Consider the following 8504-nt stretch of genomic DNA (forward strand, 5'->3'; position numbering starts at 1 on the left):
GATTGAAGAATTACTGCCACACCGCTGGAAACCTAAACCGAATTAAAAAATAGGCATGGGGTTCAGCGGATGCTTACACTTATTCCAAATATCAGGCGTTAAAAATGTGGTGACCAATTTATTTAAATCAATATAACGCAAGGTACCTTGCAACTGCTGTCTGACCGCTGGATCTTTGACAATATCCTCACCCGCACTTTGCCCTAACTGTTGAAAAGCCTCTCCAACCGCTTGAATCCCCTCAGCCTGAATCACAGACTTAGTCTGTGTCGAACACTGATCCACAATCACACGCTGTAACACCTGTGCTAACTTCTGGTCCAACTGCGTTTTCTGCTCAGGTGTAACGCTACTAAAACCCTTTAAATCAGGATGCGCTGCCAAAGCGGTAAACGTCCATTGTAAAACTGTGGTTTTATCCGCTGCCGTCGTGGCTTTCACCAAACAATCACTCAGTTGATCAACGGTTGGCCCTGCGATTGCCACTTGGGTTGTTCCCAACACAGCCGCAGCCATGATTACAGAACGGCTCAAATGAGAAAATTTACGGCGAGATGAGGTATAAATAGTATGAGACATAAGCACAGTTCCAAAAAGCAATCAGTCTCTTTGTGTACCACGCACTATACAAATCATCTGTTATGACGCTGTAAATTGCATAAGTCCACGGACTTAAAGCTTTAGCAAAATCTAAAACCGAATTAACTTAGCCTTGCCCTTGATAATCCCAGTTTGCAGGAATATTTGGCTGCTTTGATACTTTGTTTAAGTCAATATTGAGATTTCGGCTACCCTTAAATGATTTCTCACCTGAATCCGATGCAGGCGATACATCCAAACTATAACGATAACGGAATTGCCAAAGCATCGGCTTAATTGGACGAATATCCAGACTCAAACTATCTTCATCATGGCATTTGCCTCTAGAACTTTCATAATCCTGTTCTGAGAAACACGCCCGAATCATACGATTAAAACTAAACGGATAATTTTCAATAAAACGATGTGTTTTGCCTGATTCCTTTAACTCGTAAAAGCTGGCACGTTCAATTCCTGCTCCACCACCCGAATACATTTCCGAAAAGGTATCAATCACTGCAATGGCATAACGATTTGGATCCATAGGAAATAGCTTAGGAAAAACATATTGCCCCGATCTTGCCATTTCATCCGCAGGAGATAATTGAATATGCCACTGTTGCAACAATTTAAATCCAGTGGTCGAGATGCCAAATTGAGCAACATTTCCATCTGACAATAACCATAAACTTTGGTCAGTAGCTTTTAAACTACGCCATTGCGCACGCTGCTGACATAAGTCTTTCACCTGTTCACATAGCTGTGTCTGTTCCGTTTGGCTGAGTTGCCCTTTTTTAAATTCTAAAATTTGCAACGGCGCAGCAATAATTGAAGTGCTAAAACAACTGAATGAAACCGTTAAAATCAGCCCACGTAAATGAATTTTATGATTCAGCATGATATTTCCTTAGGCTATTTTTATTGGCGTAACGCTTTATTTTACAACGGCTTCAATTTTATCGAGTTCCCATACTCCGCCCGCAGCAAGCCCTTTACACATGCCTGTCCACATATCTTTGGTATGTACAAATTTCTGACCATCCCAGACCCATTCATCACTCGACCAACAATCCCCTATACCACGACCTTTTTGTGAGCTACTGATTATCCCATCCCCAAAATCTGAGGCATGTTCGGTCACAAAAATTGCTTTTCCTGTTAAAGACTCATCCAGCACCCAAGCTCCATACCCCTCATTATATGCTCCACGCCAGCACAGAGTCGTTGCCAATACTTTTTTATTGCTTAATTTGTAGAGTTCAATCGACTGAGTTTTTACGCCATCACTCGTATAAACTCCCTCACAAAAACCATCTTGTTTGGGTGTAGGTTGTGCTGCCATCAATGATTTATACACTGACTGATACTGCTTATTATTAGGCTGTAGAGTTAAATAAGGTTTGCTGGCTGTTTTAACCTGTTTCACCAGCAATTTCGGTTGAGCCGCTAAAACTTTTGCTTCGTTTATTTTTCCTTTCCTGACCAATGCCCCTATTGTTCCAACACGTTTCTGAAAATCATCCATTTTTAATAAGCTTGCGGTCATGCCTGCATCCGAAATATTCCATTGCAGTCGGTTATTTTTAAATACGATATCTGCTTTTCCACTAGCCTGTTGCAACAATCCATTCACCTGTGTTGTGGTCAATCTACCCACAAGAGGGAATTCAGTGCCATCCACCAAGACAAGCCCTAAATCCTTGCCATTGATATAAAAATGAATATTTTTAAGCTGATTTTTAGGAATTTGAGGTTCGGTAAACCCATCACCCAAAGCAAACTCACCTGTGACTTGCTGAGCTTTGCCCGCCTGACGTGTTAATAGGATAGATGCTGGATAATCATCACTGGATTCATTGTGATAGCCTGCTGCTCGGCAGGTTCCTGTATTGCTACAGTATATTTCCCATTCCTGATGACTAAAGGAAATCCCTTTGATTTCTTGTGCGAAGCTAGTAGAACTGAGTGCCATAAAGCAGCAAACTGAAAGTATATTCTTCACTGGTATCATTCTGTATTACTCATATTTATTATCAAACTTGAAAACAGTTTAAAGGGCTGATCTACACTTGTCATATGTCATTTTATTGCAGAAGATATGAGCTTAAAGCAAACTGAGTTTGGTCAAATTTAAAATCATTTTGTGTAGGTTGCGGCATGCCAAATGCGACGCTTTATTTTCCACATCTTTTAAAACAAAGTGTGGAATATGAATACGGTAGTTATCAAGATCCGCTTAAATTACTAAAGATCGTACACCCTTCAAAACAAATCGCTTTCTTTAGTTATCAGATTCCTAAGCTGAAGAACAAAACACATGGCGTAACCAAATATCAAGATGAAGATACGTTTAACTTTAGAGAAATCAAAGTCACCATTGATCAATCACAACAGCATTTGGTTGGAGCTATTCTAAACTTTTACAACGCGATTCATTAATCAAATCATGGACACAAAAAAACCTGCTAGTTGCAGGTTTTTTATTGATACAGAACTTAATCCCTATCAAGAATGGATTCAAACGCTTTTAAACGTTTTCGAATCGATAACAGTTCAATAATCGTTTTCCATGAACTAACAAGATACTGGAAAGATGTCCCAACTTGTATAAAGACACCACGAATCTGATTAATTAAACCGAGTGTTAATAACCCCCCCGCAATTGCAGGAAATAAGACGACTAAACTATAGAGCACATCAAGTTGACCATACCATGAGGCGGTTAAATTAAAATACGTATAGTGAAAATATAATCGAAAATAGTTTTTGCGAACACGTCCAAAGAGCTCTTTTAACGTTGCAGGTTGTGCACGATCAGCATGATCTTCACCATAAACTAATTCTTTACGATATGCTGCTTCAACCTTTTGATTATTAAACTGTAGTCCTGGTAATTTAACACCTACCACCATGAGTAAAACTGTACCGAAAATTGCCCATGTAATGGCAGCCCAGACCAAAGAATATTGTAACTCTCCAACCAATGGAATCACAGGAACATGTTTTGAAAGCTGAAATAATAAGGGTAAAAAAGCAATCAGTGTCATCACAGACTTTACAAACTCAACCCCTAAATCTTCCACAATCGTAGCAAACCGCATGGTATCTTCCTGCACACGTTGCGCTGCCCCTTCTACATGACGTAACTGCTGCCAGTGTTCAGTATAATATTCATTCATTGCTGTCCGCCAACGGAATACATAATGACTGGTAAAAAAAGAATTTACGACGGCAAGAGTAATTGCAACCATTGCAATATATAAAAACACCATTGATTCTCTATATAAATCAGCAATATTCCCACCACTATTGGTCAACATTCTCTGAATCAAATCCCAGAATGGAACATACCAAGCATTGACAGCAACACTCACCTGTACTGCAAACCAGATATTAAACAGTATGAATGCAGATCCCAATATTGACCAGTTTTGCCACTTGTTATCAGAAAAAAATCGCCAGAATCCTGCAAATAACCCTGTAGCAACTATAAACCACAAATAGAACCAAAGTGATGAAGATTCCCAAAAACGGCTGACCCCGACCGAAAGTTCAGCATCAGCATAACCTTTAGGAAAACCGAGATATTCACCCCAACTATGACCACCTGTATACCAAAGCAGCATATTCAGTGCTAACCACACAACGACTGAAATAAAGAACAAGCGTGGATTAGGAAAAAAAGATTTAAACATCGCGTTTAACAATCCTTGTAGTGTTGCAATTGACGTTGGAACGTCATCCTATAATTTCAAACTTAAATTTGTCTGATAAAAAAGTTTAATGAATGGTAGTTATTTACCTGTTTTCTCAATTTTTTGATAGCTTTTTGTAGCGTATTTACAATTTGTTTAATAAACATCAACTGGATAGACGAACTTAAACATTATCGCTGTCTATCCTTAATTCAATATTTTGCAGAAACTATGGCTCAAGGCTACTCATTTTTAAAGCTAAATCCTGTTGATTTAAATCAACTTGCTTTGTTTTGCTTTTAATTACCCATTGAATATTAGCCAGTTTTTCTTTTGCAGCATCAATACCCGCTTGCATAGTCATTTCACGGCCTTTGATATCAAAGATATGCGCTTTTTCACGTAAATCAGGCTGAATGACAATATCTGCATTTTTCAATTCTTCTTCAGCCAAACGTCCTTGCATAATGTTGATATTTTGGTTGAATAGCCCCCAAACATTACTGGTTTCAGTATGAATAGGTTGTGCCAAAATATCCACTGCAATCACCACATCTGCGCCTAAATCCCGTGCAACCTGTACAGGCACAGGACTGACTAGGCCACCATCAACATATTCCACATTACGGATCTTGGTTGGTATAAACATACTCGGAATCGAAGCAGATGCACGTACTGCTTGGCCTGTATTACCATAATTGAATACAGTTTTGGTGCCGTCTTTTAATTCCGTTGCAACCACATACATCGGGATTTTTAACTTCTGTAAAGGAATGTTTTGGACTTGCTCATTCACATAGTCCTCAACTTTTTTACCATCAAAGAAACCTTTTAAACTGATATTCACTTCTCTTACATCGGTAGCCTTAAGCTTAAGCGCAATATCTCTCAACTCTGTAGCGGATTTACCACTTGCATAAATTGAACCTACAATACTGCCTGCACTTGTACCTACAATAAAATCAGGGCGAATACCTTGCTGTTCCAACACTTCAAGTACGCCGATATGAGCATATCCACGTGCCCCACCACTGCCGAGTACTAAGGCAACAACGGGTCTTTTTTCTTGTTGATTAATATGTGCAAAGGGCTGAACAACTGCTTGTACTTGGGCATCTTCAACTAAAGGTTTTAAATGCGAAGTCGTTTGACAACCCGCCAAAATCACCATTGAAAGTCCAAGCGTCAATAATTTAAGCTGTTTCATATGCTGTCTTGCCATATCTACGTGGTTCTATCTTTTAATTTTAACGCCATTATTGGTGAAATGCTGTATCAATTTTTATGCATATATCCACAATATATTGATAAAAAGCCCCTCGAAAGGGGCTTCCATCAAAATCACCAGATATCTGAACCAACTTTTTTCTTTAGCTCAGGATATTGATCAATCTTGAACTCTGGTTCCTTGATCCCTTTTTTAAGCTGAGAGGTATAATCTTTCAACAATATGCGTGCCATTGGTGTTAACAGCAGGATTGCCACAAGGTTAATGGTGGCCATCAAGCCCATTGAAAGGTCGGCCATTGACCAGATTAAAGGTACACTTGTGATCGCCCCGAAATAGACCATTGCCAATACCAGCAGGCGGAAAATGAACATGACCTTTGGGTTGTCATTAATGAACTGTACATTGCTTTCAGCATAGGCATAGTTACCAATAATTGAGGTAAAGGCAAACAGGAACAGGATAATGGCAAGGAAGCCTCCACCCCAACCCCCAATTTGGCTCTCCAATGCTTTTTGGGTCAATGTCACGCCCTCAAAGCCAGCTTCATGATACAGACCAGACACCATGATGATGATCGCAGTACATGAACACACCACGAAAGTATCTACAAAGACACCTAGCATTTGCACTAAACCTTGGTTTACTGGATGTTTTACATCTGATGCAGCAGCAGCATTTGGTGCTGAACCCATACCTGCTTCATTTGAGAACAAACCACGTTTAATCCCCATCATCATTGCCATAGAAATCATAGCACCGAAGAAACCTCCAGCTGCTGCTTCAAACTCAAAAGCTTTTGTGAAAATAAGTTTAAAGATTCCTGGCAACATTGGTAGATTGATGATGGCGATGTACAAAGCCACAATAATGTAAAGTAATGCCATGAATGGTACGATACCTTCAGCAACCTTGGCGATACGCTTGATCCCACCAAAAATGATCAATGCCGTCATAACCACCAATGCAATACCAACCCATGACACTTCAAAATTAAGACTACCGAGACCCAATACAAAATTGGCTTTATCCCACCCCCATGCATGTGAGGTTGCCCCAATAATCGCATTTGCCTGCACGGCATTAAATACAAAGCCATAAGCCAGAATGAGTGACAGTGCAAAAACAATCCCCAGCCATTTTTGTTTTAAGCCCTGAGTAATATAGTACGCAGGTCCACCTCGGAATTGCTTGTTTTGATGGTCTCTCACCTTAAACAACTGGGCAAGCGATGATTCAACAAATGCAGAACTCATGCCAAGAAAGGCAGTGAACCACATCCAGAACACAGCCCCAGGACCACCAATGGCGATTGCTATGGCAACACCAGCAACGTTACCAACACCGACACGGCTTGCAAGACCCGTGACGAAAGCCTGAAATGGAGTAATGCCATGTTCATCTTGCGTCTCTTTACGGCTTCCCTTCATCACAAGAATGCTGTGCAGGAACAAGCGAAGCTGTACCGCACCCGTAACGAATGTGTAAAACACCCCAACCGCAACCAATAAGACGACCAGAAAATTCCAGAGTGGATCATTCAGGAATTGTACCCACGACATCAGCGTGGCATTTAATTGTTCATTCATCACTTATTCGCTTTAAAATATTTTATGTACGGCCGTACATATACGATAACAATCGATGAACCAAAAAAGCCCCACATGGGGCTTTTGATCCGACTTAGGCAAAGAATTTCAAAATTAATTGAATTACTGTTGCATTAATTAAATCAACAAAGAACGCACCACAAAGCGGAACAATTAAAAATGCTTTATGTGATGGTCCATACATGTTGGTAATTGCTTGCATGTTAGCAACAGCTGTTGGCGTTGCTCCCATACCGAAACCACAGTGACCAGCAGCAAGAACTGCTGCATCATAATTTTTGCCCATGACGCGGAAAGTAATAAATGCTGCATACAACGCCATGGTAATGGTTTGTGCACCCAAAATTACAACCAGCGGGCCAGCCAAATCGGCTAACTGCCACAACTTTAATGACAACAATGCCATCGCTAAATAAAGTGACAAAGATGCATTACCAAACACATCAATTGCACGATCAAAAATATCAACTTTTAATACGCTTTCTAAAATATTACGCAGGATGACACCACCACCTAATGCCCATACAAAGGTTGGTAACTCAAACCATGTGCCTTTACTATAACCTGTCATAAACTCAGCAAATGCTAGACACGCCGCAAACATACCCAATGTGGTAATCGCATTATCGGCCGTAATTAAACGTACTTGATGTGGATTTTCAAATGGTGCGAGTTCATCAGGGTGTTGATCTAAATGGGTATCACGATTCTTAATCGCAGTGGATGATTGCTCTTGAGCAAGGCTGTAACGGTTGATTAATAGTTTTGCAAGTGGCCCACCAATGATGCCGCCGATAATCAAACCAAAAGTTGCACTTGCCATGCCTAGCGCTAATGCACCCTGAATTCCATGTTGGCTTTCAAGAATTTCACCCCATGCCCCTGCTGTACCGTGTCCACCTGTTAAAGTAATTGAGCCTGCAATCAATCCGACCAAAGGATCAATACCTAAAAGCTTTGCGAGGCTCATGCCGACAGCATTTTGAACCACGATAAACGAAGCAACACAGACCAGAAAAATAACCAGCCCAAGTCCACCTTCTTTCAACTTCATAAAATTGGCACTCAAACCAATTGAAGCAAAGAAAATCAGCATAAAACTCGTTTGTAATTGGCTACTAAAAACAATGCTATAACCCCACATTGAATGTACCAATAACGAAACAATAGCTGCAACCAAGCCACCAGCTACAGGTTCAGGAATATTGTAACGACGCAAGAAATCAATTTGATTGACAAGAAAACGCCCTAACAGCAGCACAATGACGGCTGAAATCAGGGTATAAAAACCATTAAAAGTAAATTCCATATCTTCTAGGACTTACGCATTGACAGATTCAAAAAAGTATTAAAATGCTTTATAAAGTATCTGTGATCAGACGAATTAAACAT

At 40.2% G+C, this 8504-nt stretch carries 7 protein-coding genes and 1 pseudogene; 1 reads left to right on the top strand and 7 read right to left on the bottom strand.

Going from position 1 to position 8504, the window contains the following annotated elements; translation table 11 throughout:
* Positions 1–42 precede the first annotated feature (42 nt).
* The 3 genes from NO346_RS07220 to NO346_RS07230 form a co-directional block, all read right to left on the bottom strand.
* Complete coding sequence (locus NO346_RS07220; RefSeq protein WP_256414741.1) at positions 43–579, bottom strand: hypothetical protein; 537 nt, start codon at positions 577–579, stop codon at positions 43–45.
* Positions 580–706: 127 nt separating this feature from the next.
* Positions 707–1477, bottom strand: a complete 771-nt coding sequence (locus NO346_RS07225) for a hypothetical protein (protein WP_087543224.1) — start codon at positions 1475–1477, stop codon at positions 707–709.
* Between the two features lie 36 nt (positions 1478–1513).
* Positions 1514–2590, bottom strand: coding sequence for a DUF1176 domain-containing protein (locus NO346_RS07230; protein ID WP_087548366.1), 1077 nt, complete (start codon positions 2588–2590; stop codon positions 1514–1516).
* A gap of 125 nt (positions 2591–2715) precedes the next feature.
* Here NO346_RS07230 and NO346_RS07235 point away from each other — a divergent pair.
* Positions 2716–3018 (top strand): annotated as a pseudogene (locus NO346_RS07235) (DUF4850 domain-containing protein); the annotation flags it as partial.
* A gap of 56 nt (positions 3019–3074) precedes the next feature.
* Here the strand turns inward: NO346_RS07235 and sbmA are convergent.
* The 4 genes from sbmA to gltS all read right to left on the bottom strand — a co-directional run bounded on the left by sbmA (position 3075) and on the right by gltS (position 8421).
* Positions 3075–4274 carry a peptide antibiotic transporter SbmA gene (gene sbmA / locus NO346_RS07240; RefSeq protein ID WP_256414742.1) on the bottom strand — a complete coding sequence of 400 codons (1200 nt, stop codon included), beginning with the start codon at positions 4272–4274 and terminating at the stop codon, positions 3075–3077.
* A 229-nt stretch (positions 4275–4503) separates the two neighbouring features.
* The gene (locus NO346_RS07245; RefSeq protein ID WP_256414745.1) at positions 4504–5481 is read right to left on the bottom strand and encodes a patatin-like phospholipase family protein; all 978 of its coding nucleotides are present in this window, start codon (positions 5479–5481) and stop codon (positions 4504–4506) included.
* A 134-nt stretch (positions 5482–5615) separates the two neighbouring features.
* Entirely contained in the window at positions 5616–7091 is a 1476-nt protein-coding gene (locus NO346_RS07250; RefSeq protein ID WP_256414743.1) for a sodium:alanine symporter family protein, read from the bottom strand.
* Positions 7092–7185: 94 nt separating this feature from the next.
* Complete coding sequence (gltS, locus tag NO346_RS07255; RefSeq protein ID WP_256414744.1) at positions 7186–8421, bottom strand: sodium/glutamate symporter; 1236 nt, start codon at positions 8419–8421, stop codon at positions 7186–7188.
* Positions 8422–8504 lie beyond the last annotated feature (83 nt).

The sequence above is a fragment of the Acinetobacter sp. 5862 genome (assembly GCF_024494585.1).
Taxonomy (GTDB): Bacteria; Pseudomonadota; Gammaproteobacteria; order Pseudomonadales; family Moraxellaceae; genus Acinetobacter.

Excerpts from the sequence above, each read along its gene's own strand:
- NO346_RS07220 (WP_256414741.1), bottom strand. The coding sequence starts at position 579 with ATGTCTCATACTATTTATACCTCATCTCGCCGTAAATTTTCTCATTTG.
- NO346_RS07225 (WP_087543224.1), bottom strand. The coding sequence starts at position 1,477 with ATGCTGAATCATAAAATTCATTTACGTGGGCTGATTTTAACGGTTTCA.
- NO346_RS07230 (WP_087548366.1), bottom strand. The coding sequence starts at position 2,590 with ATGATACCAGTGAAGAATATACTTTCAGTTTGCTGCTTTATGGCACTC.
- sbmA (WP_256414742.1), bottom strand. The coding sequence starts at position 4,274 with ATGTTTAAATCTTTTTTTCCTAATCCACGCTTGTTCTTTATTTCAGTC.
- NO346_RS07245 (WP_256414745.1), bottom strand. The coding sequence starts at position 5,481 with ATGAAACAGCTTAAATTATTGACGCTTGGACTTTCAATGGTGATTTTG.
- NO346_RS07250 (WP_256414743.1), bottom strand. The coding sequence starts at position 7,091 with ATGAATGAACAATTAAATGCCACGCTGATGTCGTGGGTACAATTCCTG.
- gltS (WP_256414744.1), bottom strand. The coding sequence starts at position 8,421 with ATGGAATTTACTTTTAATGGTTTTTATACCCTGATTTCAGCCGTCATT.